Annotated in this window: 25 protein-coding genes; 6 read left to right on the top strand and 19 right to left on the bottom strand. The window is 71.6% G+C overall.

What is annotated here, in order from left to right; all coding sequences use genetic code 11:
• Positions 1-58: 58 nt before the first annotated feature.
• From ACH54P_RS27525 to ACH54P_RS27555, 7 genes are all read right to left on the bottom strand, one after another.
• Complete coding sequence (locus tag ACH54P_RS27525; RefSeq protein ID WP_489906235.1) at positions 59-1075, bottom strand: alpha-ketoacid dehydrogenase subunit beta; 1017 nt, start codon at positions 1073-1075, stop codon at positions 59-61.
• A gap of 15 nt (positions 1076-1090) precedes the next feature.
• Positions 1091-1996, bottom strand: a complete 906-nt coding sequence (locus ACH54P_RS27530) for a thiamine pyrophosphate-dependent dehydrogenase E1 component subunit alpha (RefSeq protein WP_489906236.1) — start codon at positions 1994-1996, stop codon at positions 1091-1093.
• A complete protein-coding gene (locus tag ACH54P_RS27535; protein WP_489906237.1) occupies positions 1993-3027 on the bottom strand; it encodes an ATP-NAD kinase family protein in 1035 nt (344 codons plus the stop codon). The genes ACH54P_RS27530 and ACH54P_RS27535 overlap by 4 nt, the downstream gene beginning before the upstream one ends.
• Positions 3028-3250: 223 nt before the next feature.
• Positions 3251-3475 carry a heavy-metal-associated domain-containing protein gene (locus tag ACH54P_RS27540; protein WP_489906238.1) on the bottom strand — a complete coding sequence of 75 codons (225 nt, stop codon included), beginning with the start codon at positions 3473-3475 and terminating at the stop codon, positions 3251-3253.
• A 64-nt stretch (positions 3476-3539) separates the two neighbouring features.
• A complete protein-coding gene (locus ACH54P_RS27545; protein ID WP_013222289.1) occupies positions 3540-3743 on the bottom strand; it encodes a cold-shock protein in 204 nt (67 codons plus the stop codon).
• A gap of 208 nt (positions 3744-3951) precedes the next feature.
• Complete coding sequence (locus ACH54P_RS27550; protein WP_166640346.1) at positions 3952-4125, bottom strand: hypothetical protein; 174 nt, start codon at positions 4123-4125, stop codon at positions 3952-3954.
• A gap of 214 nt (positions 4126-4339) precedes the next feature.
• On the bottom strand, positions 4340-5998 hold the full coding sequence (locus tag ACH54P_RS27555; RefSeq protein ID WP_489916662.1) for a thiamine pyrophosphate-binding protein: 1659 nt from the start codon (positions 5996-5998) through the stop codon (positions 4340-4342).
• A 183-nt stretch (positions 5999-6181) separates the two neighbouring features.
• On the opposite strand from ACH54P_RS27555, the gene ACH54P_RS27560 reads away from it, so the two are divergent.
• Positions 6182-7414 carry a hydroxyacid-oxoacid transhydrogenase gene (locus ACH54P_RS27560; protein WP_489906239.1) on the top strand — a complete coding sequence of 411 codons (1233 nt, stop codon included), beginning with the start codon at positions 6182-6184 and terminating at the stop codon, positions 7412-7414.
• Positions 7408-7821 (top strand): acyl-CoA thioesterase, encoded by a 414-nt coding sequence (locus tag ACH54P_RS27565; protein WP_489906240.1) that lies wholly within the window; start codon positions 7408-7410, stop codon positions 7819-7821. The genes ACH54P_RS27560 and ACH54P_RS27565 overlap by 7 nt, the downstream gene beginning before the upstream one ends.
• A gap of 227 nt (positions 7822-8048) precedes the next feature.
• Here ACH54P_RS27565 and ACH54P_RS27570 read toward each other — a convergent pair whose 3' ends face one another.
• The 4 genes from ACH54P_RS27570 to lanKC form a co-directional block, all read right to left on the bottom strand.
• A complete protein-coding gene (locus tag ACH54P_RS27570) occupies positions 8049-9857 on the bottom strand; it encodes an ATP-binding cassette domain-containing protein (protein WP_489906241.1) in 1809 nt (602 codons plus the stop codon).
• Positions 9854-11521 (bottom strand): ABC transporter ATP-binding protein, encoded by a 1668-nt coding sequence (locus ACH54P_RS27575; protein ID WP_489906242.1) that lies wholly within the window; start codon positions 11519-11521, stop codon positions 9854-9856. The genes ACH54P_RS27570 and ACH54P_RS27575 overlap by 4 nt, the downstream gene beginning before the upstream one ends.
• Positions 11522-11624: 103 nt before the next feature.
• Positions 11625-11762 carry a SapB/AmfS family lanthipeptide gene (locus ACH54P_RS27580; RefSeq protein ID WP_489906243.1) on the bottom strand — a complete coding sequence of 46 codons (138 nt, stop codon included), beginning with the start codon at positions 11760-11762 and terminating at the stop codon, positions 11625-11627.
• Between the two features lie 32 nt (positions 11763-11794).
• Positions 11795-14356 carry a class III lanthionine synthetase LanKC gene (gene lanKC, locus ACH54P_RS27585; RefSeq protein ID WP_489906244.1) on the bottom strand — a complete coding sequence of 854 codons (2562 nt, stop codon included), beginning with the start codon at positions 14354-14356 and terminating at the stop codon, positions 11795-11797.
• Between the two features lie 447 nt (positions 14357-14803).
• Here lanKC and ACH54P_RS27590 point away from each other — a divergent pair, with 447 nt between their 5' ends.
• Positions 14804-15169, top strand: a complete 366-nt coding sequence (locus tag ACH54P_RS27590; protein ID WP_489906245.1) for a hypothetical protein — start codon at positions 14804-14806, stop codon at positions 15167-15169.
• Positions 15170-15191: 22 nt separating this feature from the next.
• Positions 15192-15563, top strand: coding sequence for a hypothetical protein (locus tag ACH54P_RS27595; protein WP_489916664.1), 372 nt, complete (start codon positions 15192-15194; stop codon positions 15561-15563).
• On the opposite strand, the gene ACH54P_RS27600 is transcribed toward ACH54P_RS27595, so the two are convergent.
• A complete protein-coding gene (locus ACH54P_RS27600; protein WP_489906246.1) occupies positions 15553-17412 on the bottom strand; it encodes an ArnT family glycosyltransferase in 1860 nt (619 codons plus the stop codon). The genes ACH54P_RS27595 and ACH54P_RS27600 overlap by 11 nt on opposite strands.
• A 272-nt stretch (positions 17413-17684) precedes the next feature.
• Between ACH54P_RS27600 and ACH54P_RS27605 the strand changes: the two genes are divergently transcribed.
• Complete coding sequence (locus ACH54P_RS27605; RefSeq protein ID WP_489906247.1) at positions 17685-18401, top strand: S1 family peptidase; 717 nt, start codon at positions 17685-17687, stop codon at positions 18399-18401.
• 45 nt (positions 18402-18446) lie between these two features.
• Here the strand turns inward: ACH54P_RS27605 and ACH54P_RS27610 are convergent, their stop codons facing one another.
• The 6 genes from ACH54P_RS27610 to ACH54P_RS27635 all read right to left on the bottom strand — a co-directional run bounded on the left by ACH54P_RS27610 (position 18447) and on the right by ACH54P_RS27635 (position 25256).
• Positions 18447-19751, bottom strand: coding sequence for an alginate lyase family protein (locus tag ACH54P_RS27610; protein WP_489906248.1), 1305 nt, complete (start codon positions 19749-19751; stop codon positions 18447-18449).
• A gap of 86 nt (positions 19752-19837) precedes the next feature.
• The gene (locus tag ACH54P_RS27615) at positions 19838-20296 is read right to left on the bottom strand and encodes a (2Fe-2S)-binding protein (RefSeq protein WP_489906249.1); all 459 of its coding nucleotides are present in this window, start codon (positions 20294-20296) and stop codon (positions 19838-19840) included.
• Positions 20293-21132, bottom strand: coding sequence for an FAD binding domain-containing protein (locus ACH54P_RS27620; RefSeq protein WP_489906250.1), 840 nt, complete (start codon positions 21130-21132; stop codon positions 20293-20295). Before ACH54P_RS27620 ends, ACH54P_RS27615 begins: the two co-directional genes overlap by 4 nt.
• On the bottom strand, positions 21129-23450 hold the full coding sequence (locus tag ACH54P_RS27625) for a xanthine dehydrogenase family protein molybdopterin-binding subunit (protein ID WP_489906251.1): 2322 nt from the start codon (positions 23448-23450) through the stop codon (positions 21129-21131). Before ACH54P_RS27625 ends, ACH54P_RS27620 begins: the two co-directional genes overlap by 4 nt.
• A 57-nt stretch (positions 23451-23507) precedes the next feature.
• Positions 23508-24011, bottom strand: a complete 504-nt coding sequence (locus ACH54P_RS27630; protein WP_489906252.1) for a SixA phosphatase family protein — start codon at positions 24009-24011, stop codon at positions 23508-23510.
• A gap of 9 nt (positions 24012-24020) precedes the next feature.
• On the bottom strand, positions 24021-25256 hold the full coding sequence (locus ACH54P_RS27635; RefSeq protein ID WP_489906253.1) for a glycosyltransferase 87 family protein: 1236 nt from the start codon (positions 25254-25256) through the stop codon (positions 24021-24023).
• 185 nt (positions 25257-25441) lie between these two features.
• Between ACH54P_RS27635 and ACH54P_RS27640 the strand changes: the two genes are divergently transcribed.
• Positions 25442-25867 carry a contact-dependent growth inhibition system immunity protein gene (locus tag ACH54P_RS27640; RefSeq protein WP_489906254.1) on the top strand — a complete coding sequence of 142 codons (426 nt, stop codon included), beginning with the start codon at positions 25442-25444 and terminating at the stop codon, positions 25865-25867.
• Between the two features lie 24 nt (positions 25868-25891).
• On the opposite strand, the gene ACH54P_RS27645 is transcribed toward ACH54P_RS27640, so the two are convergent.
• Entirely contained in the window at positions 25892-26923 is a 1032-nt protein-coding gene (locus ACH54P_RS27645) for a helix-turn-helix domain-containing protein (protein WP_489906255.1), read from the bottom strand.
• Between the last annotated feature and the right edge of the window lie 41 nt (positions 26924-26964).

A 26964-nucleotide genomic window follows, 5' to 3' on the forward strand; every position in this document is an offset into this window, starting at 1 on the left:
TGGCGACGATCTCGCGAAGGGCTCTTCGCCGGCCAGGGAGGTGCCGGCGAAGAGCCCTTCAACGGCCTCCGGCGGGGCCAAGAACCACCGGAGGCGGGGTGGGACGCCTGTCGGCAGCCGGGTACTCCACAACCGCCTTCGCGGCGTTGAGCACCTTCTGCGCGTCGGGGACGTAGAGGTCTTCGAGGACGTCGGAGAACGGCACCGGCGTGTGCGGCGGCGTCACCATCTCGATCGGGGCGCGCAGCGAGCCGAACGCCTCCTTCGCGACGAGCGCCGAGATGTCCGTGGCGAGGTTGCAGCGCGGCGACGCCTCGTCGACGACGACCAGCCGCCCGGTGTGGCCGACGCTCTTCAGGATCGTCTCGCTGTCGAGCGGGCTCGTGGTGCGCGGGTCGATGACCTCGGCTTCGATCCCGGACGCTGCCAGCACTTTCGCGGCTTCTTCGGCGACCCCGACCATCCGGCCGATCGCGACGATCGTCACGTCGTCGCCGTGGCGGACGGCGTTCGCCACGCCGAACGGGATCGTGTAGCTGTCCTCCGGCACCTCGCCGCTGGTGTCGTACAACGCCTTGTGCTCGCAGAAGATCACCGGGTCGTCGTCCCGGATCGACTGGACGAGCAGGCCTTTCGCCTCGTACGGGCTCGACGGCACGACGACCTTCAGCCCGGGGACGTGCGTGAAGATCGGGTACAGGCACTGCGAATGCTGCGCCGCGGCCCGCAGCCCGGCGCCGTACCGGGTGCGGATCACCACCGGCGTCCGCGCGTGGCCGCCGAACATGTACCGGAACTTCGCCGCCTGGTTGAAGATCTGGTCGAAGCAGACGCCCACGAAGTCGACGAACTCGAGTTCGGCGACCGGCCGCTGCCCGCGCGTCGCGGCCCCGATCGCCGCGCCGACGAAGGCGGCTTCGGAGTCGGGTGTGTCCAGCACCCGGCCCGGGAACTCCGGGAGAAGACCCTGGGTGACGCCGAGCGCCCCGCCCATGACGATGACCGACTCGTCGCGGGTCATCTCCTGCGCCAGCGCCTCGGTGATCGCCTCGCGGTAGCTGATCGTGCGGGCCATGGGCGTGCGCTCCTGTCAGTACGAGGCGTAGACGTCGGTTTCCAGGTCGGCCGGCGTGGGTTTCGGCGCGGCCTTCGCCGCGGAGACGGCCTCCTCGATGAGCTTCGCGACTTCGGCGTCGATGTCGTCGAGGACCTGTCCGGGCAGCTCACCGCGGTCGGTGACGCCGGCGCGGAACCGCTCGAGGCAGTCGGCGCCGCCGTCCCCGGCGAAGCGGGTGAACTTGACCTCGATCAGCGTCGGGCCGCCGCCTTCGCGGGCCCGGTCGATGGCCTCGCCGGCGGCTTCGTGCACGGCGAAGAAGTCGAAACCGTCGACGATCACGCCCGGCACGCCGAACCCGGCGGCCCGGTCGGCGATGTTGTCGGACGCGACCGACCAGGCGCTCGACGTCACTTCGGCGTAGCTGGTGTTCTCGGCGACGAAGATCGCCGGCAGGTTCCAGGCGGACGCGAGGTTCAGCGCCTCCAGCGTCGTCCCCTGGCTGCCCGCGCCGTCGCCGAAGAACGCGACGCCGACGCCGCCGGTGTTCTGCTGTTTCGCGGCGAGCGCGGTGCCGCAGATGAGCGGCGGGCCACCGCCGGCGATGCCGCTCGCGCCGAGCATGCCCTTCGAGAGGTCGGCGATGTGCCTCGAGCCGCCCTTGCCGTGGCAGGACCCGGTCCGGCGGCCGTAGATCTCCGCCATCATGCCTTTGACGTCGACGCCCTTGGCGATGCAGTGGCCGTGGCCGCGGTGGGTGCCGGCGATCGCGTCACGGTCGTCGAGGTGGAGGCAGACGCCGGTGGCCGACGCCTCCTCACCGGCGTACCGGGGCACGAACCCGGGGATTTCGCCGGTCGCGAACTCCTCGTGGACCCGCTCTTCGAAGGCCCGGATAGTGCGCATCACGCGATACGCCTCCCGCAGGGTGTCCGTCATCTCCGGCGCTCCTTGCCCAGCTCGGTATCCGTGCGCAACAGCCCTTTCCGCGCGGCCTCGGCCATCGCCGCGCGGACGTCGACGCACCACGGCCCGTCCGGCTTGAGCTCGACGAACGCGCTCTCGCCGGTCTTCAGCTCGAGTTCGCGCTCGCCGTCGAGCGCGATGACGCCGCCGGCCGCGGCGAGCTCGACCCGCACGCCGGCGCGCAGGACGCCCCACCCCCGCACCCCGACGGGCCGCACCAGCCCGGGCGCGATCGGCGCGTGGACGACGTACGGCGTCTCCCCGACCGGCCCCAGCTGCAGCGCGACGCCGTCCGGGCTCGACCGCGGGCTCGGGCAGAGCTGGCCGGGCACGCTGGACAGGCCGATGCCGTCCGGCTCGGCGAAGGTGCAGTACAGCTCGGTGAGCGACGCGGGGTCCCACAGCGCCCGCGCGCCGATGTGCCTGCTCAGCGACACGCAGACGTCGACGAGCGCGATCTCCCGGCGGGCCTTCGTGACGACCTCGAGCACGCTGACGCGGTGGGTGACGAGGTCGGGATCGATCTGCCCGGTGGCGATCAGCCCGGCGGCCAGGCCGGCCACGGTCGCCTCCCGCATCTGCGGAAAGGCGTTGTTGGTCCCGGTGGAAAGGGCGAGGATCGGCACGTCTTCGCAGGCCGCGGCGGCGACGCGGGCGGTCCCGTCCCCGCCGAGGACGACGATGACCCCGGCGCCGGCTTCGACCATCCGGCGGACCGCGTTCGTCGTGTCGGCGGCGGTCCCGGTGATCGGATCGTCTTCGCAGAAGTCGACCTTCGGCCAAGTGCCGCCCCGGCCCAGCGCCCGCAGCACCGCGGCGGAGATCCCGCCGAGGTCGGTCGAGACGAGGGCGCGGTCGAGGCCCGTCACCGCGAACGCGGCCAGCAGCCGCTGGACCATGTTCGCCTTCTCCGCGGTGGGGAACACCGATGCCTGCGCCACCAGCCGGCGGATGTCCCGCCCCGAAGCCGGGTTCGCGACGATCCCCGCCACCGTTTCACCCACCTGACCTCCTGCTCCTTCGCCGGAGGACAGGAGACTCCGCACACGGGCAGGTGCGAAAGGGTTGCAGGGCGTTGCACTGGGGCGGCGGGCGTGACCGGGCCTGCGCTGCGGCGAAGATCACAGCCGCGAACCACCCGACCGGCCCAACATCATCTCCAGTGGACTGTCCACCTTGGAGCCGGTGCGGGGAAAGAACCAACCGGGAGCCGGTGCCGGGAAAGGGCTACGGGACGAGGCTGGTCGTGCCCTCGTAGGTGAAACCCGCCTCTTCGACGGCGGCGCGGACGTCGGCCTCGGCCAGCGCGGCTTCGGCGCGGACGACCACCCGGCCGGCCGGGACGTCGACGTCCACTTCGGCCACTCCGGGCAGCGCCGTGATTTCCTCGGTGACCGACTGGGCGCAGTGGCCGCAGCTCATCCCGGAGACGGTGTATCCGTGCTCGATCATGGTGCGGAGCATACGAAAAGGGCCGCCACCCCGAACGGGTGACGGCCCTTTCCCAAGATCAAAGTCAGATCACGGTGACCGACGTGGCCTGCGGGCCCTTCTGGCCCTGGCCGATCTCGAACTCGACGCGAGCGTTCTCTTCCAGGCTCTTGAAGCCGTTACCCTGGATCTCGCTGTAGTGAACGAAGACGTCGCCGCCACCGTTGTCGGGGGTGATGAAGCCGAACCCCTTCTCGGAGTTGAACCACTTCACAGTGCCCTGAGTCATAAAAAAGTCTCCATGTGTAACACCAAAAAACAGGAAGCCACTTCGGCGACCCGGGTCAGCACGGGGACGGTTTGCTTCCTCGGTGAGGAGACACTACGCCCGCTGAGTTCTGCGAGCGTGACTCAACACGAACACAAAAATCGAGACCAACTGAAGTAAAGCACATGCGACCAGCGCGGACAAGCGGTCTTCACCCATGAGGGGTGAGCTATTCGCCACTCGCCGGCCGCAGCCCCTCCGTGGTGAACGGCGAGCGCCAGGCCGTGTCGTGCTCGGCCGCGACCACGGCGTCGTCGTGGGCCTCGGCGCTGGCGCTGAACAGCACCGGTACGACGCCCGAGGACTTCCGCGCTGGTTCGGATGCGTGCTGGTGATCGGTCACGTCGAAACTCCCCTCGTTCCCTGCCCGCTTCGGCGCGGGTCATGACCGTGATGGTGCCGTACGGCACCGACAGAAACCGGTTGTCTCCCGCCGGGACCCGGCCGGGAAGGTTCAGCGGCGAACCACCACCGGAACACCGCCAGGTTACCCGAGCCAACGCCCTGCTACCACACGACATTCCCGGCGTTTTCCGGAATGAAACCGAGCAAAACCGTTACTGGGCGGGCGGTTGCGGGCGCGCCTGCCCCAGCAGGGCCGACAGCCGGACGTCCGGGGTCACGACGTCGGGGTCCGTGCGCACGTCGATGACGCACGGCCGCTGCCGCACCAGCGCGCTGGCGATGATCGGCTCGAGCTCTTCACGATCGTCCACGGTGTACCCCGCCGCGCCCAGTCCACGCGCCCACGACGCGAAGTCGGTCAGCGGGATGGACACGCCGGAGAGCCTGCCGTGCGTGCGGGCCTGGTGCATGGCGAGCGCGCCGTGGACGCCGTTCTGGAACACGACCACCATCACCGGCGCCCGGTACCGGACGGCCGTTTCGATCTCCTGGCCGGTCATCAGCGTGCCGGCGTCCCCCACCATGGCCACGACGGTCCGCCGCGGCTCGGCCAGCTTCGCCGCCACCGCGGCCGGCACGGCGTAGCCCATCGCCGCGTTGCTCGGGCCGAGCTGGCTGCGCGGCGCGGTGAAGCACCAGTAGCGGTGCATGAACTGCGCGAAGTTGCCCGCGTCGCTGGTCACGATGGTGTCCTCGGGCGCCAGCTTGCGCAGCGCGCGGACGACGTCGACGGGGTGCACCCGCGTGTTCCCGCTGGTGTCGGGCGGGGTCATGAAGGTGTGGACGGCCGCGTTCGCCGCCGAAGCCCGTCTCGTCCGCGGCGACGCCACCGCGCGCAGCTCCCGCAGGAACGGCTCGACCTCGGAGTCGACGCGGAAGGTCAGGCCCCGCCGCTTCGGGCTGACGTCGATGCCGGTGCCCACCATGACCAGCGTCTGCTGGGCCGTCGGGTAGCGGTAGGCCTGGGTGGTCACCTCGTCGAGCTGGGTGCCGAGCGCGAGCACGAGATCGGCGCGCTCGAGCGCGTCCAGCTGCCGGGCCGGGATGCCGAGCCCGAGGTGACCGGCGTAGCGCGCGTGGTTCTCCGGGAAGGCGTCCTGCCGCCGGAAGGCGTTGTAGACGGGCAGCGCGAGCTCGTCGGCGACCGCGATCAGCTCGTCGCGCGCGGACCGGGCCCGCCCGCCGACGATGACCACCGGGTACTTGGCCTCGTCCACCAGTTGCGCCACGGCGTCCGCCGAACGGCCCAGCGTCCCGGACGCCGGCGGCCGCACCCGCGCCATCGGCTTCGCCGCGTCGTAGGGCATGCCCCAGACGTCGCACGGGACGCCGAGCACGACCGGCCCCGGCCGCCCCTCCTGCGACGTGGTCAGCGCGTGCGCGAGCAGCCCGGGCAAGCTGTCCGGGTCGGTCACCCGCAACGTCGACTTGGCGATCGACTCGAACATCGCCGTCAGGTCCGACGTCGGCAGCTCCCCGGACGACAACGGCATCGGCGCCGCCGCGGGCGTCTCCAGCAGCACGACCATCGGAGTTTCGTCCTGGTAGGCCGTTTGGACGCCGATGGCCAGGCTCGCCGCGCTCGGCCCGCGGCTGGCGAGCAGCACGGCGGGACGTTCGGTCAGCTTGCCTTCCGCCTCCGCCATGAACGCCGCGCCCGCGTCGTGGCGGGCCGAGACCAGCGTGATCTCCCGCTCGCGTTGCAGGGCGTCCAGCAGTTCCAGGAAGGACTCACCGACCACCGCGTACACGCGGCGGACACGCGCCTCGGTCAGGATCCGCACGGCCGTCTGGGCGACGGTCGCTCCCAGTTGGTATCTAATGAGGAGAGCTTAGGCGGGCACCGTTCAGTGCAGTCAAGTGATCTTCGCCGAAACCCGGTAAGGATGGACTGAATGTCCGCTTTGACCGACTGCTAGCCGATCAAGGGAGCGAGGACCGCAGTCTTGGCCGCGACGGAACGTGAAACTGTTTTTACTTATGGCGCACCGGGGTTGAAGTACGGCACCGGCGCCAGCGACGAGATCGGCTACGACCTCACCCAGTACGGCGCGCACCGCGTGCTGGTCGTAACGGATCCGCAGGTGGCCGCGACCGGCTGGCCCCGCCGCATCGCCGACGGCATCGCGGGCTACGGCATCGAAACCGAGATCTTCGACGGCGTACACGTCGAACCCACCGATGTCAGCATGCAGAAGGCGGTTGACTTCGCGCGCGGAACCGGTCCGTACGACGCCTTCGTCGCCGTCGGCGGCGGCTCGGCCATCGACACCGCCAAGGCCGCGAACCTGCTGACCAGCAACGACGGCGAGCTGATGGACTACGTCAACGCGCCCGTCGGCGGCGGCCGCGCACCGGCCCGCCCGCTGAAGCCGCTGGTCGCGGTGCCCACCACCACCGGCACCGGCTCGGAGAGCACCACGGTCTGCGTCCTGGACGTGCTGTCCCTGCGCGTCAAGAGCGGGATCAGCCACCTGCGGCTGCGCCCGACCCTCGCCGTCGTCGACCCGCGGCTCACCGTCAGCCAGCCGGCCGGCGTGACCGCTGCCAGCGGCATGGACATCCTCTGCCACGCCGCGGAGAGCTACACCGCCAAGCCGTACACCGAGTTCGAGCGCAAGCGCCCGGAACAGCGCGTGCCGTACTGCGGCTCGAACCCGCTGGCCGACATGTTCGCCGAGCAGTCACTGCGGCTGCTGTCGTGGGCCCTCCCCGCCGCCGTGCGCGACGGTTCCGACCTCAAGGCGCGCGAGGCCATGGCCTTGGCCGCGACCTTCGCCGGACTCGGGTTCGGCAACGCCGGGGTGCACATCCCGCACGCGAACGCGTACCCGATCGCCGGGCAGGTCCGGGACTTCCACCCGGACGGCTACCCGGGCGAAGAGCCCATGGTGCCGCACGGCATGGCCGTCTCCCTGACCGCGCCCGCCGCGTTCCGCTTCACCTTCGACGCGGCGCCGGACCGCCACCTGCGCGTCGCGCGCCTGCTGGCGCCCGACTTCGAGTGGCCCGGCGACTTCGCCGACCACCTGCCCGCGGTGCTGATCGACCTGATGCGGCAGATCGGCATCCCGGACGGCATCGGTGCCGTCGGCTACACGGAGTCCGATGTGGACTCGCTGGTCGAGGGAACCCTGAAGCAGCAGCGGTTGCTGGCCACCGCGCCGCGCGAGGCGTCCGCGGAGGACCTTTCGGGCATCCTGCGCGAGTCGGTGTCGCTGTGGTGAACGGGTACCCGCACTGGCAGACGGTTCCGTTGCGCTGGAAGGACAACGACGTCTACGGGCACGTCAACAACGTGGTGCACTACTCGCTGATGGACACCGTGATCAACACGTGGCTGATCGAGCAGGGCGGCCTCGACATCGAAGCCGGGGCGGTGATCGGGCTGTGCGTCGAGTCGCACTGCGGGTATCACTCATCGGTTTCCTTTCCTGGTTCGCTGCGGGTGGGACTGCGGGTGGCGCACCTCGGGAAGTCCAGCGTGCGCTACGAAATCGGGATGTACGCCGCCGATGAGTCCCTGGTCGCGGAAGGGCACTTCGTGCACGTGTTCGTGGACCGCGAGTCACGCCGGCCGACGCCGCTCTCCGGCAAGCTGCGCGAGGCACTGGAGGCACTGCAGCCCGGCTGACGCGCACCGCCGGCGGGTCACCTCCTTTCTGACGGTGTCGCTTCCGGGCCTTCCCTGTGCTTCCGATCATGCCCCACGGCACCGACAGAACGGGGCGATCGACCCGAGTTGTCCACAGGGGGACCGGAAACCGGTGAGTTGTCCACAGATTCGCCGCGAGGGGTTCCGCCGGCCTTCGGGCGCGATAAAGTGGGAGCAACGATGAAACGGTCCACAGTGGACGGCGATCAGCTCACCTGAGTGGTCCGGGAAACCGGCTGCCGGTGCACCGCACCGGCTCCGCCCGCGGACACCGCCTCACCGGCGGGCAGCGGGACTTCGGTGGCTGCTTCCCCAGTCACCGGTGCCCACGCCTGCATCAGCTCCGCGTACCGCGCCGACCGGGCGAGCAGGTCGGCGTGGCTGCCCAACGCGGTTTCCCGGCCGTCCATGACCAGCACCCGGTGCGCACGCAACGCGGACGACAACCGGTGCGCGATGACCACCAGAACACCATCCCGTGCGGCGAAGGCCCGCTCCGCACGGGCTTCCGACGGCGGGTCGAGATGGGAGGTCGCTTCATCGAGGATCACGACACGCGCTGAACCCGCGTACACGCGCGCCAAGGCCAGCTGCTGCGCTTCACCGGCGGAGATCCCTTCGCCACCGTGGCCGATCGTGCCGTCCAGGCCGCCGAGCCGGCGGACCAGGCCGTCGGCTCCGATGTCGGCCACCGCGGCCAGCAGCACGGCGTCGGACGCGCCGGGGGCGAACAGGGCGAGGTTGTCCCGCACGGTGCCGGCGAAGACGTAGGCCTCCTGCGGGATCAGGGCCACCAGCTCGTGCCGGAGCGCCGGTGGCACGTCCCGCACCGGCACCCCGCCGAGGAGCACCCGGCCTTCCTGCGGGGTGAGCATGCCGGTCACGAGCCCGGCCAGCGTCGACTTGCCGATCCCGCTCGGCCCGACCACGGCGAGGTGGTCGCCCGGCCGGAGGTCGAGGTCGAGGTCGCGCACGACGGGTTCGGCCGCGGCGCCCCAGCCGAAGGTCAGCCCGCGCAGCCGGACGTCCACGCCGCGCGGCCGGGCGTCGCCGTCCTGGGCCGCCGGTACCTGGGCGGTCTCCGACAGGCGGCGCAAGGCCACGATGAGGCGGAGGACGACCGTGCCTGCCGTGGCGGCCAGGCCGCGCAACGCCGGCTGCATCGTGGTGGCGAGGTAGACCAGCGCGCCCAGTGCCGCGCCGGCGGTGAGCTCTCCGCGTGCGACCATGCCCGGCGCCAGGAGCAGGGCCAGCAGCAACGGCACGAACGCGCCGACGGAGATCACCAGTGAGCGCAGCGCGCCCGAGCTCGCCACCCGGACCGCGGCGCGGGCCTGGGCGTCGACGGCCTCGTAGAGGGCCAGCGTGGCGATCGGCTCGCCGCCACAGGCGACGACGTCGCGCATGCCCGACAGGGACGCGCCCGCGGTCGCCGCCATGTGCTCCTCGGCCAGGGCCGCGGCGCGCTGGCGGCGGGCGAGCGAGGGCAGCAGGCACGCGAACGCGGTCACCGCGGCGACCACGGGCACGGCGACGGGCACGACCAGCCCGCCGGCCACCGTGACCAGGCCGGCGAGCGCGCTGATCGTCGTCACGAGCATGCCGCGGGCCTGGACCAGCAGCCCGCCGGTGGCGTCGCGGACGACCTCGACGTGCTGGGTGATGCGGGCGACGCCGCTGGCGTCCGGCTGGTTCCGGGGTGGCGACTCGTCGTGCAGCACGCCGCGGACCACCGCGGTCACCAGCTCGTCGCGCAGCGGCTCGACGACCTTGCCGAGCTGGTGCCACACCATGCGCGAGCCCAGGGCGCCGAGCAACGCGGCGAGGCCGAACAGGCCGAGCCACGCCAGGCCGGTCGCGGGCCGCCCGGCGGCGAACCCGCGGTCGACGGCGAGCTCGACCAGGCGGCCCGAGAAGAACGCGGGCAGGCCCTCGAGCGCGGAGCAGAGCAGGAGGACGAGGCCACCGCGCCACTGACCGGCGAGGGTCGCCCAGTACAACCGCTTCAGGCTCACGCGCTGTCCTCCGTGAAGACAGCGCGGTAGCCCGGCTCGCGCCACAGGGCGGTGTGCGGGGCCGTCGCGCGGATCCGGCCGTCCTCGAGCCAGACGACGAGGTCGGCTCGCGCGGCCGTGCTCGCGCGGTGGGTGACGACGATCCGCGTGCGTCCGGGCAGCGCGGTCGTCATCGCCCGTTCGACGGCGGCTTCGGTGATGGTGTCGAGGCTGGCCGTCGCGTCGTCGAAGATGAGCACGCGCGGGTTGTGCACGATCGCCCGGGCGAGCCCGAGCCGTTGGGCTTCGCCGCCGGACAACGGCGTTTCGGCGAGCGGCGTGTGGTAGCCGTTCGGCAGGCGGACGACGACGTCGTCCACCTGGGCGGTGCGGCAGGCGGCGCGGACGGCGGCGTCGCCGGCCCAGGAGCCGTAGCCGACGGCGTCCGAGACCGTCGCGCCCAGCAGGGCCGGGCGCTCGAACGCGTAGCCGACGACCGCGCGCAGCTCCTCCGGGCGCAGCCGGTCGAGCGGGCGGCCGTCGAGCAGGACGCTGCCTTCGTCCGGCGTCACCAGCCCGCCGAGGACGCCGGCCAGCGCGGACTTGCCCGACCCGGACCGGCCGACGACGGCGAGGAACGTCCCGCCGGCCACCGTCAGGTCGATGCTCTCCAGCGCCCCGGGCACCCGCGCGTGCCGGACCACGAGCGTGCCGTCGCCCGGCAGCAGCCCGAGCTCGCCGGGCGCGGGCACCGGCAGGTCGAGGACCTCGGTCAGGCGCTCGGCGCAGGACCGCGCCTTCGAGACGGCCGTGAGCAGGGGGATCTGGGAGACGAGCCGCATGCCGAGGGCGACGTACCCGAGTGCGGCGAGGACGTCGCCGATGCTGAGGCGGCCGGCCTGCACGCCGAACCCGGCGGCCACCAGGACCGCGAGCTCGACGGCGGGGAAGAGCAGGGCGGCCCGCCAGACCATCCGGGCCTGGGTCCGCCACATGCCCTGGCCCGCTCGGTTGAGCCGGGGCAACGGCCGCAGCACCCGGTCGGCCTCGCGTTCGGCGATGCCGGACGCGGCGATCGTGCGCAGCCCGGCCACGGCGTCGAGCATGCGGGCCGCCAGTTCACCGGAAACCCGCTGGTAGGTGAGGACGTCGTCGGCGGTGCGACGGAGGTGGGCACGGGCGATGAGCAGCGCGAACGGGACGCTGGCGAGGAAGACGACCGCGAGCCGCCAGTCGAGCAGCCCGAGCAGGCCGAGCGCGCCGGTGGAGATCAGCACGATCGCGACGAGCTGGACCACGAGCGTGCCGATGGCGCCCGCGCCCGTGCAGTCCCCGCTGAGGCGGCTGATCGCGTCACCCTCGGCGAGCGGCGACCGCGTGCCCAGGGTGAAGAGCCGGCCCCCGACCTTCCGCCGCAGCCAGGCGGTGGCGGTGCTGACCAGCCGGACGGTGAGCACGCTGCCCGCGATGTCGGCCGCGATTTCGGCCGCGCCGACCACGAGCAGCCACAGCACGGCGGGCAGGGCCGGACGGCCGGAGATGACGGCGTCGACGGCGTCGGCGAGCGCACCGGGCAGCACCAGGGCCGCGCCGGTGGCGACGAGTGCGGTGCCCCCCAGAGCGCAGAGACGGCCTCGGTCCAGCCGGAGCGTCGCGAGGAGCAGCCGGTCCGCGGACGCCGTCATCTCACTCCTTCGAACGAGTTCCCGCGCCGGGGTGGGAGAGCGCAGAATGAAGGTGCGGGAGCGGCGCACTTGGCCTGTGCCGCTCCCGCACCTATCGGCACACCTAGCAGGCGACGACGCTGAGGGTGCTGTTGTTGCAGTGGGCCAGCAGGCTCAGGTTCGACTGGCCGCCGCCACCGCCGCCGCCGCCGCCGTTGGTGTCGAGGGCCTCGAGCGACTGCAACTCCAGAACGAGTTCCATGATGTTCCCTTCTCTTTTCTTCTTCCGCCCGGTCAGCGACCGGAGGTCTGGGGGGACGGCGTTCCGTCGAGGAAGGGCAGCACTGCCCTGCCGTCCAGTACGGCGGAGAGCCCGAGCAGGATGCCCGCTCCGCCGGTGGTGACGTCCATCGACAACCGCAGCAGCAGGTTGCCGGGGAACGCGAGCCCGTCCTTGTACGGCACGGCGTGCCAGGCCAGCCGGGACAGGTGCATGTCCACGGCCGCGCGGACGACCTCGTCCGGCTCCGGGTCCATGGCCAGCGCCGTCAGCAGGCCGGTCCGGCCGAACAGCAGGCCCGGGAAGACGACGAACTCGCCTCGGCAGGCTTCGCGCAGGCCGGGACGGTTCTTCAGCACCTCGGCGTCCGGGAAGTGGCGCGCGAGCTGCTCGGCGACCATCAGGATCCCGGCACTGCCGACGCCAACGTAGGGCAGCGTGCGGCTGTCGCCGTCGCGGACCTGCAGTGACCCGTCGTCGGTGGTGACGCACTCCTCGAGGTCGCGCAGCAGGGCCTGGTCGGCCAGGGAGAGCCACAGCTGTTCGTGGGTCTGCTCGTACAGCCGGACGAACAGCAACGCGGGCCCGGACCAGCCGCTGAGCAGCCCGGCGCGGCCGGCCTTCCCGGGCGGCGTGGCGGTGTCCAGCGCCTCGGCCAGGCGCACCGCGATGGCGAGCGCCTGCCGGCCGAACTCGTTGTCGCTCCGCCGCGCCGCGAAGTGCAGCTGCGTCAGGGCGATGCCCGAGAGCCCGCCCTCGAGCGCGTGGTCGGTGGTCTGCGCGACCAGCTGCGCCGACGAGGCCAGCAGCCGGGTCGCGGCGTCGTGGTACCCGAAGTTCTCCAGCACGTACGCGATGCCGTGCGTGCCGTCGAAGAACCCGGGACGCGGCGGCGGCTCGCGGCGGACGCTGTCGAGGAGCCACCGCTCGTGCTCGGGGAACCGGCCCGCCCCGGCGACCTCCAGGGCGTGCAGGACGCCCGCCGCGCCGTAGCCGAAGCACGCGCCGCCGAGGCGGAACTGCTCGATGTCACCGGGGAACAGCCGGTCGGTCCGCTGCGGAGTCGCCGACGCCAGGATCGCCGCGGTGACCTGCTTGCGGACGAGCGCCCAGTCCGGCCGCGAGGTGTCGAGCTCGGTGGTGGTGATCGCCGGACTCGCCGGCTCGGTGCGCGGAGCGAGTCCGGCGACGATCGCGTCGGCGTACCCCTCGGGCACGTCGAACGTGCGCTGCACGAAGTCGGCGTAACCGCGCAGCTTCGCCGGCGACAGCTCGAGCAACGTCGTGAGCGGCAGGAAGAACCACAGCCGGAACGCGGCGAGGGCGTAGTCGTCGACCTCGGTGCCCGACCGGTCGGCGGGCGCCCGGAAGCCCGGCGCGCCGAGCGCGGGGCGGTCGCCGCCGTCGACGTCCGCCGCCAGCTCGAAGTCGATCAGCGAAAGCTCGTCGGTGTCGGGGTCGATCAGGACGTTCTGCGGGTGCAGGTCGCCGAAGACGATCCCCCGCTCGTGCACCGCGTCGATGATCCCCTCGAGCTTGGCGAGCAGCCCGAGGGCGCGTTCGGTGTAGGCGATCAGGTCGCCGTCCGTGCGGTTGCGGCGGGTCAGCGGGTAGTTCTGCGCGAGCCAGCCGCCCAGGGGCGTCCCGGGCATGTACTCCATGGCCAGGTAGTGGTGCTCCCACACGGTGAACCGCTCGAACGCCCGCGGCACGCCGGGGATACCGGCCAGCCGCTCCAGGACCTCGTGTTCGCGGCGCAAGCGCTCGACCGCGTCGGTGCGCGTCCGGTCGAGGCCGGCGTGCGGCCGCGCCTCCTTGAGGACGACCTCCTCGCCGTCTTCCTTCCGGGTGGCCAGGTAGACGCCGCCGCCGTTGGAGAAGTGCAGGGAGCTCGTCACCCGGTAGGGGAACTGGGCCGGGTCGCCGGCCTTCCGCGCGGCGATGCTGCCGGCCAGGCACGCCGGAATCTCCACCCAGTCGGGCACGGAGAACCGGGGCTCCCGATTGTCGGGGACGAGCGTTCCGTCCGGCTTGCTGATCGCCAGGACGCGGGTGCCGCCCTGCTCCACCCACCGCTCTGCGAAGCCGCCGTACCGGACATACAATGGGCCGCTTCCGTAGCGCAGGTCGCTCAGGATATAGGCGCCGTGCTCGCCTTCGAGGCGGGCGGCCAGATCTTCGAGAACGCGCTCCAGCTCGTCGTTGTCAGCCGGGTAAATGGTGATGAGCTTGGCGCTGCCGTCACGAGGAGCGTATTTCGAATTCCGGGCGAGCAGGATCATGAGCGAGCGGAGGTGCTTGTAGGAGATCCGGTGCTCGATACAGTACTCGTGCACCTGCACGAGCACGCGCCGGGCATTGTCCAGACCAGCGGAAACGTGAATCTTCCACCCCTGGCCGGGAAGCGGGCGATCTTGCGGGCGCAGGGCCCGCCAGACGCCGCGGTCGGCGGTGACCCAGCCCTCGGGGGGTGCCGGCAGCGCCTGGGCGAAATCGTCGACCGGCGCGCCGATTTCCTGTTGTTCGTCGTAGAACAACGGGTCGGCGAAGCAAAAAGCTTCGTAGCGCAGGTCCATCGAAGATACCCCTCCGTGTGATCCCCGGACATCGTTGCTCCGGGACGAGGAATATTCCCCCACGCCGGACGGGGTCGGGCCAATCCGCCAACCCGGGGGTTCAACTGGGCTATCCGAGGTAGGCAAAAAGGGCACTTACCGCGCAGTAGTAGGACCCAGCGTAATTCTTGGCCGATGGCCAACCACCCTGTCGGGGTGTAACACGAAGTTTCTTACAGCATTCCCGCAGGTCCACACAAGGATAACACGGAATAAACCATCGAATTGGCGTGTTGCCATCAAGCCGAGCTGGTGATCAATTTTCCGGGTGCGAGCACACCTCGTTGGGCCAAATGCGTCCACTGTGGAACGCTGCCGTGGCCCGCGCCACGCTCGGGGCACCTCGGCGAACGGACCAGCCGGTACCACGGAGTAAGTTGGCGCCCGGCGGACCGGAAGGAGGAACGGGTGATCTTCGGATTCGCCGTCACGGTCGCCGTGGCTGCCACGCTCGTCGCGCTCTGGAGCTTCGTCCAGTCGGCCCGGAACCGGCTGCCGGACAACCCGCTCCTGATCGCGCTCGCGGTCCTCGAACTGCTGCTGGTCGTCCAGCTGGTGATCGGCATCGTGCTGCTCGCCGGCGGCGACCGCCCCGGCAGCCTGGCGACCTACCTGGCCTACCTCATCGGCTGCCTGGTCGTGCTGCCGGTCGGCGCCGCCTGGGCGCTCGCCGAGCGGAGCCGGTCGAGCACGGCGGTGCTCGGCATCGCCTGCCTGGCCATCCCGGTGATGGTGCTGCGACTGAACGAGGTGTGGAGTGGAGCAACAGCGTAGGACGGCCAGCGGCCCCGGACGGGTGCTCGTCGCCGTGTACGCGATCTTCGCGCTGGCCGCGACGTCGCGCGCGGGCGTCCAGATCGGCACGAAGTTCCACGAGGCACCCCTGGCCTACCTGCTCTCCGCGTTCGCCGCGGTCGTCTACATCGTCGCGACGATCGCGCTGGCCAAGCGCGGCGACGCCTGGTGGCGCGTCGCGCTCGCGGCCTGCTCGATCGAGCTGCTGGGCGTGCTGACCATCGGCACGCTGAGCCTGGTCGACGCGGCCGCGTTCCGGCACCCGACGGTCTGGTCGGTCTACGGCGAGGGTTACCTGTTCATCCCGCTGGTGCTGCCGGTCATCGGGCTGTACTGGCTGCGCCGGACCGCGCCGGCCAAGGTCACGGCCTGACGCAGTCGAAGAGCACGCCGGCCGTCGCGGCGGCCGGGCCGATCCGCGCGGGCGGTACCGGACGGCAGTGCTTCGCCTCCCAGCCGATCCGGCGGGGCAGCTCACCGGCGTCCGCCGCCGTGACCGCGGACGGGCGGCCCGCGGCGCGGCCGATGTCGAGGAACACCTGCGGCAGCAGCACGAACCGCAGCTTCCCGGCCGCCACCCAGCCCGGGAGGTCCGCGGCGGACGGCGCCGGGTCGAAGCCGAGGTAGCCGCCGAGCGCCGCGACGCGGGCGTCGGTGTTCAGCACGAACGGGTCCGCGCCGTACGTCCCGCCCTCGACCGCCAGGACGACGCCGGCGGACGGCGCCTGAGCCTGCGCGTACGCGAGCACCTCCCGCTGGCCGGGGCTCAGCCGGTACGAACTCTCGATGAAATGGACGTACCCGGCCTCGGCGCCCGAGCCCGTGTTGATCCCGACGACGGTCCGCAACGCGGCGGTCGACGGGGGCCCGGCACCCGGGTCGGCGGTCTCCAGCACGCTGACCGGCCGCGCGGCCGCGTCGACGGCGAAGGCGGCGGGCCCGGCCAGGACGGCGGCCAGCCCGGTCGCGACGGCGACGCGCGAAGCCCGCAGCAAAGCCGCGACGACGGCGAGCAGAGCCAGGACGAGGACGGTGTACCGCAGCCACGGCAGCCAGTCCGGGGTCCGGTCGAGGAGGACGTACGCGAACACCGCCGTCCCCGCCACCGCGGCGGCCAGCACGAACCGGGCGCGGGGCCACGTCGAGGCGGTGACCAGGCCGTTCGCGGCGAGCGCGGCGATCGCCGGGGCGAGTTCGGCGGTGTAGTACGCGTGGAAGATGCCGCCGGTGAACGAGAACACCGCGGCTCCCGCGACGAGCCAGCCGCCCCACAGCACCCAGCCCGCCCGCACGCCCGGCGCCGCCCCGCGGGCGCGGAACGCGGCCACGACCAGTGAGACCAGCGCGAGCGGCAGCAGCCAGGCGATCTGCCCGCCGACCTCGGCGTCGAACAGCCGCAGCGGCCCCGGTCCACCGCCGAGCGCCGTGCCGACGGCCGCGCCGTACCCCTCGGTGCCGCCGACCAGCCGCGTCAGGCCGTTGTAGCCGAAGGCGAGCTGCCACACCGAGCCGTCCGTGGTGCTGCCGACGAACGGCTTCGCCCCCGGCCACAGGCTCACCGCGACCGGCCAGGCCAGCGACACGGCCAGCGTCACCACCCCGGCCAGGCCGACCCGGGCAATCCGGAGCCCGCGCGAGCCGGGCGTCACGACGAACGCGGCGAGCGCCAGCCCCGGCAGCACGATCCACGCGGCGAGCATCTTCGTGAGGAAGCCCAGCCCGACGAACACGCCGGCCCACACCAGCCACCGGCTGCCGCCGTCGGCGCGGGTGACGCAGTACGCGGCGAGCAGCAGCAGGAGCACCAGCAGCGTGTCCGGCAGGTTGTCGCGGTTGATCGCCGCGGTGATCGGCGTCAACGCGAACAGGGCCGCGGCGAGCAACGCCGCCCGCGGTCCCGCCCAGCGGCGCACCACCCGGTGCAGCACGAACACGGCGGCCACGCCCTCGACCACCTGGACCAGCGCGATCGCCCACGGGTGGAAGCCGAACACCGCGACGCCGAGCGCCTGGGTCCAGAACGCGAGCGGCGGCTTGTCGACCGTGACGACGCCCGCCGGGTCGAAGCCCGCGAAGAAGAACGCCGTGACGTCGCGGGACATCGAATGCACCGCGGCGACGTAGTACGGCTGCAGCGCCCGGCCGCCGAGCGCCCACCCCCACAGCACGGCCGCGACGGCCAGCACCGCCCCCACCGCGACCCGCTCGGCCTTCGCCGTCATCGCTCCCCCTCCGGTACCCACCCCCAGAACGCTAGGGCGGCGCGACGCCGGAGTCCTCAAGCCCGGGTTTGAACCCGATCGTGCGGGCTCCACCCCAGGGTGGAGCGCGGAACAGTAAGGGAACTGCCCGTATCCCGCGCGCGGAATTAAATACGGATCCGCCCGGCGACTTTCGTCGGTTCCGGACATTCCCTCGCGACTCGGACAATCTTCGTGTTCGGTCCCCACCGGCTTTCCCCCGCGCGGTTCTCCCCGCGCGAAAAGGAGTGAGCGTGAAATTCGGCAAGTTCGTCCTGCTGGCCGCGAGCACCGCGCTGGCCGTCGTCGGCCTCGGCGGCCCCGCGGCCGCCGACAGCACCCCGCAGGCCCAGCCGTCGATCATCGGCGGCAGCACCGCCACCAGCGGTCCCTGGGCGGCCCGGCTGTTCGTCAACGGCCAGCAGAACTGCACCGCGACGATCATCGCGCCGCAGTACGTCCTCACCGCAAAGCACTGCGTGAGCAGCTCCGGCACCTACACGTTCCGGATCGGCAGCCTCGACCAGTCCAGCGGCGGGACGATGGCCACCGGCTCCACCATCACGAAGTACCCCGGCTCCGCCGACCTGGCGATCGTCCGGCTCACCACCTCGGTCAACGCCACCTACTCGCCGCTCGGCAGCGTCGGTGACGTCTCGGTCGGCCAGAACGTCTCCGTCTACGGCTGGGGCGCCACCAGCCAGTGCGGCTCCGAGATCAACTGCCAGTCGCGGTACCTGAAGGTCGCGACGGTCCGGGTGAACTCGATCAGCTGCAGCGACTACACCGGCGGCGTCGCGGTGTGCGCGAACCGCGTCAACGGCATCACCGCCGGCGGCGACTCGGGCGGCCCGATGTTCGCCTCCGGGCGCCAGGTCGGCGTCGCGTCGACCAGCGACCGGGTGAACAACACCGCGTACACGAACATCACGCGTTATCGCAGCTGGATTTCCCAGGTGGCGGGCGTCTGATTCCCCGAAAAGGGCCCGGCCGCGCCGCCGGGCCCTTTTCGCGCGTCAGGACGTCGAAATGTCGTCGAGCTGTTCGGCGGCGGGCCGGACCGGGTAGAGGTCCCCGCCCGGCTCGACCGGCACCCGCGGCAAGGCCGTCCGCGCCGCCTTGTCACCCGCGTCGGCCGCCGCGTGCAGCACGTCCAGCGCCGCGTACGGCCGGAAGTCCAGTTCCGGGTACGGCCACGCGGACTGGCCCTGCGTGGCGCCCGGGATCAGGAAGTCGACCGCCTTGAACAGCGTCGCCCCGCTCGGTGCCGTGTAGTGCCACAGGTCGACGCCGACGTGCTTGCCGATCTGCGCGAGCCGGGTCAGCGCGACCAGGTTGAAGTTCGAGTAGTGCCAGCTCCGGGTCCGGCTCGCCTCCTGCGGCTGGTAGCCGTCGGCCTGGATCTGCGGCGCGATCCGGTTCGGCCCGGCGTTCTCGGCGATCGTCCTGGCCAGGTCGCGCTGCCCGGTGCCGAGGGCGAGCGCGGCGGCGAGCATGTCGTAGAAGCTGCCGTGGTTGTTCTGCGCCTTGGCTTCGTCGGTGCCGTTCTTGCTGGTGCGCAGCCAGTCCAGGAACTGCGTGTACCAGCCGGTCATGCCGGCCTGGTCGGTCTTCGTCCAGCCGGGGGCCCCGGTGGCCAGGATCGCGGTGGCGTCGACGACCTGCGTCAGCGTGTAGGAGAACTCGATGATGCCGATGCCGCGGCCGTCCACCTTGCACGGGATGCCCTGGGCGTAGTTCATGTTCGGGTTCATCTTCGTGGCCGCGTCGAGGAACCACGTGCGCAGGTCGAGCGCCGCGCGCTGGGCGTACCGCGCGTCCCCGGTGTAGTACCAGGCCAGCGCGAGCCGGTAGATCGCGGTGAACGCCTGGCCGCGGTAGGCGTGGTCGGTGATCTCGTCGACGATCGGGTTGCGCTGGCCGTCCTTCTGCACGAAGGGACAGCCCCACGGGTTGTCCGCGGTCGGCTGCGTGGTCGGCCACCAGTAGGGCGCGAGGCTGAGGTAGTCGTGTTTGTCGCCGCTGGGCGGGACCTGCTCCTTCGTCGTGACGCTCCACGGCCCGGCGGTGAGGTCGCCCGCGGCGGCCGTGAGCAGGTTGTCGAGCGCGGTCCGGGACGTCCGTTCCCCGACGAGCGCGGCGAACTTCGTCCGGAGCAGCTGCTTGCCGTCGAGGACGGCGGTGTCGGGCGCGCACACCGGCCCGAGGACCGGGACCGTGCAGCCGGTGGGCCGCGGGGCGGCCTCGGCGGGCGCGGCGAACGACGTGGCGAGGAGGCCGAGCGCGGCGAGCGCGGCCACGACGGTGTGGCGGAAAACCATGTCCGCTCCATTCACAAATATGAACGTCAAACCTGTGAGTGAATGGAGAGTACGCATGTGAACTTCGCTGAGGCAATGCCTTCGCGTTACCGGTTCCCGGCGGCCGCGCGGACGGCGTCGACGATGAACTGGTAGCCGGTGCACCGGCAGAGGTTCCCGGCGAGCGCCTCGCGGATCTCGGCTTCGGTCGGGTCGGGGTTGGCCGCGAGCAGCTCGGCCGCCGTCGCCAGCATCCCCGGCGTGCAGAAGCCGCACTGCAGGCCGTGGTGGTCGCGGAACGCCTGCTGCAGCGGGCTCAGCTCGCCGCCGGTGGCCATGCCCTCGACGGTCGTGATCTCGGCGCCCTCGGCCTGCACGGCGAGCAGGCAGCACGCCCGCGCGGTGGCGCCGTCGAACGTGATCGTGCAGGCGCCGCAGACGCCGTGTTCGCAGCCGACGTGCACGCCGGTGAAGCCGAGGTCGTGCCGCAGGAAGTCGGCCAGCGTCCGCCGCGGCTCGCAGTCGGCGCTGCACACCTGCCCGTTGACCGTCAGGGTGACCTTCATCGGACCGCCTTCGTCAGGGCCCGCCGACCGAGCACCGCGGCCATCTCCCGGCGGTAGTCGGCGGGCGCGTGCAGGTCGGACGGCGGATCGGTGGCCGCCGCGATCTCCTGGGCGGCTTCGGCGATGACGTCGTCGGCGAGCGACCGGCCGTGCAGCAGCTCCTCGGCCGCAGTGGCCCGGATCGGCGTCGGACCGGCACCCGCGACGGCGATCCCGGCCCGCGCGCACCGGCCGTCCGACCACTCCAGCGTGACGAACACCGCGACGAGCGCCAGATCCTTGCTGCGACGGGAAAGTTCTTCGATCGCGCAGGTGCCGGCTTGCACCGGGAAGCGGATCGCGGTCAGCAGCTCCCCTGACGCTTTTGTCCTAAATGGACCTACGAAGAACTCCCGCGCGGCGACGACCCGCTCACCGCGGGGCCCGCGCACCACCAGTTCCGCGTCCAGGGCGACCGCGACGGCGGGCAGTTCCGCCGCCGGATCGGCGTGCGCGAGGCTGCCGCCGAGCGTGCCGCGGTTGCGGGTCGTGACGTGCCCGACGTGCCGCAGCGCCTGGGCGAGCAGCGGCACCTCGCGCCGCACCACGTCCGACGTCTCGACGGCGCGTTGCCGGGTCAGCGCGCCGATCTCGACGTACTCGCCTTCACGACGGACGTACGCCAGCTCGGCGAGACCGTTGACGTCGACGAGCAGGGACGGCCGCGCGAGCCGCATGTTCAGCAGCGGCACCAGGCTCTGCCCGCCGGCGAGGACCTGCGAACCCTCGGCGGCCAGCGCGCCGACGGCGTCGTCGACCGATCCCGCCCGGACGTAGTCGAACGCGGCGGCCTTCATCGCGCGCTCTTGATCGCGGCCAGCAGGCCCGGCGGGGTGATCGGCAACGCCGTGATCTTGACGCCGTACTCGCGCAACGCGTCCTCGACGGCGTGCGCGATCGCGGCACCGCCGCCGATCACCCCGGCCTCGCCCATGCCCTTGAAGCCGCCGGGCACGTGGTCGGCGGGTGTGGCCATGTGCGCGAGCGTGAACGGCGGGACCTCGGTCGCCGACGGGACCAGGTAGTCGCGGAACGTCCTGGTCAGCATCCGTCCGCCGTCGTAGACGAGCTCTTCGTACAGCGCGCCGCCGATGGCCTGCGCCGCGCCGCCGTGCAGCTGGCCGTCGACGATCAGGGGGTTGATCACCGTGCCGCAGTCGTGCGCGATGAGGTAGCCGAGCAAGGTCACCACGCCGGTTTCGGGGTCGACCTCCGCGAGGACGGCGGTGCAGCCGAACGCGGTCGCGACGTTGGCCGGGTCGTAGACCTCGCGCTCCTCGAGCGTCGGCGTCTCGTCTTCGGGGAGCAGGCCCTGGAGCCGCCGGTACGCCGCGTCGCCGACCTGGTCCATGCCGATGGAGCGGTGCGGGACGCCGTCGACGAAGATCCGGCCGTTCTCGACGACGAGGTCGTCCGGCGAGGCCTCGAGGATGTGGGCGGCGATCCGCAGCACCTTCGCCTTGAGCCGGGTCGCCGCGGTGAGCACGGCGGCGCCGCCGACCGCGGCCGCCCGGCTCGCGCCGGTGCCGTACCCGGTGTAGGGACAGGAATCCGTGTCCCCGGAGACGACCGTGACGTGGTCGAGCGGGACACCGAGCGCGTGGCCGGCGATCTGCGCCAGCGCGGTGTGGATCCCCTGCCCCATCGCCGACTGTCCGGTGTGGACGGTGACGTGGCCGGTGGAGTCGATGCGCACGACCTCCTCGTCGAACCCCGAGTGCCACAGGCCGCTCAGGTTCACGATGCGGCTCGGGCCGAACGCGGTGATCTCGTTGTGGAAGGAGTAGCCGATGCCGACGGACGCGCGGCGCGCCCGCACCTCGGCCCAGCCCGCCTCTTCGACGGCTTTCAGGCACAGGTCGAGGCAGTCTTCGTAGCGGCCGCTGTCGTAGACGAACACCGGGCTCTGGTACGGGAACGCCTCCGGGGGCACGAAGTTCCTGCGCCGCACGGCGTGCGCGTCCAGGCCCAGCCGGGCGGCGAGCAGCTCGACCATCCGCTCCTGCACGAAGTTCGCCTTCGGCAGCCCCCAGCCGCGGTAGGAGCCGTACGGCGTCCGGTTGGTCACCACGGCGACGACGTCCATCCGGACCGCGGGGATGGCATACGGGCCGGTCAGGCACGCCGCCGTGGTGAAGCAGGGACCGAAAGCGATCGTCCCGAGCTCGCCGCCGAGCACGCCGTGGACGGTGCCGCGCACGCCGGTGATCGTGCCGTCGGCCTTCGCGGCGTACTCGACGTCGATCTTCTGCTCGCGCGAGTGCACGTTGGCAACGAAGCTCTCGACGCGGTCCTCGATCAGCTTGACCGGCCGTCCGGTGCGGTGCGACAGCAGCGCGGCCAGGACCTCTTCGCCGGAGAAGTCGAACTTGTTGCCGAAGCCGCCGCCGACGTCCGGGGTCCGCACGCGGATCTTGGCGACAGGCAGGCCGAGGACCTCCGCGAGCAGCTCCTGGGCCAGGTTCGGCGCCTGGGTCGCGAGCCAGACGTCGAGCCGTCCGGTGAAGGGATCCCAGGTCGCGACCACGCCGCGGGTCTCCAGCGGCGTCCCCATCTGGCGCGCGAACCGGAAGGACTCGGCGAGCACGACGTCGGCCTCGGCGAAGGCGGCTTCCACGTCCCCGGTGACGACGGACGTGCGCGCGCAGACGTTGTCCGGCCAGTCGTCGTAGAGCCGCTGAGCGCCGTCGGCCATCGCCTCTTCGAGCGTGCTGACGGCCGGGAGTTCCTCGTACTCGACGTCGATGAGCTCGAGGGCGTCCTCGGCGGTGGCCCGGTCCTTCGCGGCGACCACCGCGACACCCTGCCCGGGGTAGCGGACGCGGTCGACGGCCAGCGGGTAAGCGTCGGTGAGGCGCATGTCCGGGACGTTCCGCCAGATCACCGGCTGCGGAGCCTTGACCAGCGACTTGACCTCGGCGCCGGTGAGCACGGTGCCCAGCTCGGCGGCCGCGCGGGTGTCGATGCGCTTGATCCGCGCGTGCGGCAGCGGACAGCGCAGGACGGCGGCTTCGAGCATCCGGGGCAGGTCGACGTCGTCGACGAACCGCGCGCGGCCGGTGAGCAGCCGAAGGTCCTCCGTGCGGCGTACTCGCGCCCCGATCAGCCCGTCCACGCCTCTTTACGTTGCCATCTCCCCGGTGCGGCCCGCGCCGTACATAAGGGCGAACTTTCAGGCGTCGCGCGGCCGGAAGAAGGCGACGAGCCGGGCCGCGGTGAGCGCGTCCCAGCTGTCGGTGGTGGCGAGCACGGCGGCGGCCCCGGTGGGGAACTTCGCCTGCACCTCCCGGGTGTCCGCCCCGTGGCCGGCGAGGTGCAGGGTCAGCTCGCTGACGCCGGGCTCGTGCCCGACCAGCGCGAGCCGCGTGACCTCGGGCGGCGTCCTGCGGACGGCGGTCAGGAACTCGTCGACGTCCCCGCCGTAGAGGTCTTCGTCGTACTCGACCGGCGGCTTCGCCGGCAGCTCGTCGCTGACGCGAAGCCAGGTTTCCCTGGTCCGGCGGGCGGTGGAGCAGACGACCAGCTCGGGGACGTGACCGGTTTCGGTGAGCCACCGGCCGAGCCTGGGCGCGTCCCGGATGCCGCGGGGCGCGAGGGGCCGTTCGTGGTCGGGGAGGTCGTCCGACCAGTCCGACTTGGCGTGCCGGAGAACGATGAGCCACCTCGTCGCGTCCATCCGCCCACCCTAGCCAGCTCGTCCTGGGAGGAGGGCGGCGTCGGGTTCCGGGCGCGGGTTCAGCCAGCCGGGCGCTACGGCGGCCAGGACCAGCAGGCCCACCGCCACGACGATGTACAGCGTGTGGGCCACGGCTTGGAGCAGCGGCGGGTAGTTCTCCGGCAGGACCACGATCCCGACGATGGGGGCGTCGGTTCGGTCGCTGACCCGCCAGCCGAACAGCAGCAGGTACACCACCGCGAGCGCGGCCGCCGGGAACCACGTGCGGGACCGCAGCGCGCCGCAGGCCGCCATCACGAAGAACGGCACGAGCCACACCCAGTAGTGCGTCCACGTCCACGGCGTCACCAGCACCATCGCCACGCCGACGATGCTCACCGCCAGCAGCTCGCGGCCCTGCCGGTGGGCGCGCACGGCGATCCAGAGCGCCACGGCCGCGACGACCACCGCGACCGGGATCCACACCGGACCGGGCACGTCCGCGATGCCCAGCAGCCGCGCCAGCACACCCCGGACCGACTGGTTTTCCGGTGACATCGCGTTGTCGTTGCCGGTGATCCGCGACGGGTCCGCCACGTTCGCCGACCAGAAGACCCCCGAATCGTGCGGCAGAGCCACAAAACCCGCCAGCACGGTGAGCACGAACGTCCCGACGGCCACGCCCGCGGCCCGGAACCGGCGGGTGAGGAGCAGGTAGACGACGAAGAACCCCGGCGTCAGCTTGATCCCCGCGGCCAGCCCGACACCCACCCCGCTCCACCAGCGATCCCGGCCGGTCAGGTCCCCCAGGACCAGCAGCAGCAGGATCAGGTTCACCTGCCCCACGGTGAAGTTCATCAGCACGGGCTGCAGCGGAAGAGCCAGAGCGGTCAAGGCAGCGGTCGCCGCAACCCGGCCGTGGTCGGGCGCGTACCCCTGCTTGCCCAGCGCGATCCAGATCACGGCGAGCAGCGCGAACAGGTTGCCGAGCAGCGCCACCATCGGCAGCAGCAGCTGAGGAACAGCGGAAAGAACGGCAAACACCCCAGCGGCAAAGGGGGTGTACTTGAAGGTGCCCCCGATCATCGGCAGGTGCGAAACGCCCGGCTCGTACAGCGGCTGCCCGGCCCGAACCGCCCGGCCGGTGGCCACATAGGCCACGAAATCCTGGAGGTAGAACCCGGTCGGCGTCCAGATCCCGGTCCAGACCGTGTACCCGGCGAGCACGACGAGCAGGAGCAGGCCGGAGAGCACCGACCACCACACCGGCGCCGGCAGCTTGCGTACAGTTCGCGCCTCGGGAACGACGACCGTGTACCCCCCTGCGTCTCTGATTCACCCGTTGAATTCAGCCTTTCGTGGCAGGTGCTGACCGCGATGGTCACCGTGATCCGACGGAACTTCAAGGTGGGTAGGCTGGTCACGACCACGGCAGCAGACACGGGGGAGCCATGGGGACCAGTCCTGACGTGGACTATTCGCTCACGCTCGAGCAGCTCGAAGGCCACCGTTGGGGCGACCCACCGGCCGACGCGACCCGGCTGGTCGAGACCTGCTACGAGCTGCGTCACAAGCCAGTCGAGGCCATGGACACCGAAGACCTCCGTGTCCTGCTGGCCCAGCAGATAAGCCTCGACGTGCTGCTTCCCGTCGCGCTGACCCGCCTCGAGCAGAACCCACTCGCCGAAGGCCACTTCTACCCCGGCGACCTGCTCACCGCGGTGCTGAAAGTCCCGCCGGCGTACTGGCAGCAGCACCCGGGTCAACGTCAGCGTGCATCAGGGGTGATCGCCTCGATCGAGGTTCTCGGCAACCTCGACGAGCACGGCTCATTGCACGACACCATCTGGCAGCAGATCAACGCCTTCCGGAGCTGAAGAAGACGCGCAAGCCGTTCACGATCATCCTGTGGCCCGGTTGAGGGAGGCAGTGAGGTTGAGCAAGCGAACCTGGAAGTCTCCGCAGCCGCCTCCGCTGTCGGCGCTGATGTGGAAGGGGACATTGAGCTGACCGGCCACGCTGAATTCCGACAGGTCATAACGTGATGAAGCAGTATGCAGCTCGGTTGTCGCGCCACCGGCTGATCCGCCCTCGACATTGAGCATGATCCGCCGACAGTGTGCGCTGGTGACGACGGCCTCGCCATAAAACCGGTACGGGCCGGCGACACCGGGACTGGCCATCGCGCTGATCGTGATCGACTGGGTTGCGCCTCCTGCTCCCGAGCTCAAGACCAGTTCATCCGGGACCGGCTGCGCCTGTCCCGGGCCCGGGATGACATACAGCTCCGGATCCGCCGGCTCCCTGCTGGTCGAGGCAGCCGCAGGTACTTGCGTCTCGGACCTCGGAGCGGGCGTGCCCGTCGTCACGGAGGCGAGCATGCCCGAAGACGGAGCAACCACGATCGCTACGCCGACGACCAGCGCGACTGCGGCGGCCACGAGCGGCAACCGCCTCGAGCGCCTGCGCCGTGGCTCCTGGTCAGGTGCGGCCGCGACCGGTTCGGCAGCCGCCGACACGGACGTGACCGGGCCGGCCAGTGCGGATGCGCCCGGGCCGATCCGGCCGTCGGCGACGGCCTCGGGATCAAAGGGCACCCACGCCTCGGCACGATCGTCCACCTTCGGCGTCTGCCGCGGGAGCCGGCCGGGACGGGTCCGGCCCTTCTCGATCTCGGCGGCGACCTCGGCCCGGCGGGCGCTCCAAGTGTCCGGGTCACCACCGAACCCGGCGGCCAGCGCGCGAACGGTGTCCTCGGTCGGGAGCCGGTCCCGGCCGCTCAAGGCTCGGCTGACCACGGACGTGCTGAGAAAAGCGCGTTCGGCGAGGTCGGCGTTCTTGGTGATCCCCGCAGCCAGCATCGCCGAGTAGAGTTCGCCGGCGAACTGCCCCAGCGGCGTGTCGTTCGGGATCGGCTTCTTCTTCGCGCTCACCGCGACACCCACCCCGTCCCTGCCGGGATCACCGCCGTCAA

It is taken from the genome of Amycolatopsis sp. N2S4-7 (assembly GCF_058119595.1).

Coding starts and splice junctions, on each gene's coding strand:
- ACH54P_RS27525 (WP_489906235.1), bottom strand. CDS start 1,075: ATGGCCCGCACGATCAGCTACCGCGAGGCGATCACCGAGGCGCTGGCG.
- ACH54P_RS27530 (WP_489906236.1), bottom strand. CDS start 1,996: ATGACGGACACCCTGCGGGAGGCGTATCGCGTGATGCGCACTATCCGG.
- ACH54P_RS27540 (WP_489906238.1), bottom strand. CDS start 3,475: ATGATCGAGCACGGATACACCGTCTCCGGGATGAGCTGCGGCCACTGC.
- ACH54P_RS27545 (WP_013222289.1), bottom strand. CDS start 3,743: ATGACTCAGGGCACTGTGAAGTGGTTCAACTCCGAGAAGGGGTTCGGC.
- ACH54P_RS27575 (WP_489906242.1), bottom strand. CDS start 11,521: ATGACGGCGTCCGCGGACCGGCTGCTCCTCGCGACGCTCCGGCTGGAC.
- ACH54P_RS27580 (WP_489906243.1), bottom strand. CDS start 11,762: ATGGAACTCGTTCTGGAGTTGCAGTCGCTCGAGGCCCTCGACACCAAC.
- lanKC (WP_489906244.1), bottom strand. CDS start 14,356: ATGGACCTGCGCTACGAAGCTTTTTGCTTCGCCGACCCGTTGTTCTAC.
- ACH54P_RS27600 (WP_489906246.1), bottom strand. CDS start 17,412: ATGACGGCGAAGGCCGAGCGGGTCGCGGTGGGGGCGGTGCTGGCCGTC.
- ACH54P_RS27610 (WP_489906248.1), bottom strand. CDS start 19,751: ATGGTTTTCCGCCACACCGTCGTGGCCGCGCTCGCCGCGCTCGGCCTC.
- ACH54P_RS27615 (WP_489906249.1), bottom strand. CDS start 20,296: ATGAAGGTCACCCTGACGGTCAACGGGCAGGTGTGCAGCGCCGACTGC.
- ACH54P_RS27620 (WP_489906250.1), bottom strand. CDS start 21,132: ATGAAGGCCGCCGCGTTCGACTACGTCCGGGCGGGATCGGTCGACGAC.
- ACH54P_RS27630 (WP_489906252.1), bottom strand. CDS start 24,011: ATGGACGCGACGAGGTGGCTCATCGTTCTCCGGCACGCCAAGTCGGAC.
- ACH54P_RS27640 (WP_489906254.1), top strand. CDS start 25,442: ATGGGGACCAGTCCTGACGTGGACTATTCGCTCACGCTCGAGCAGCTC.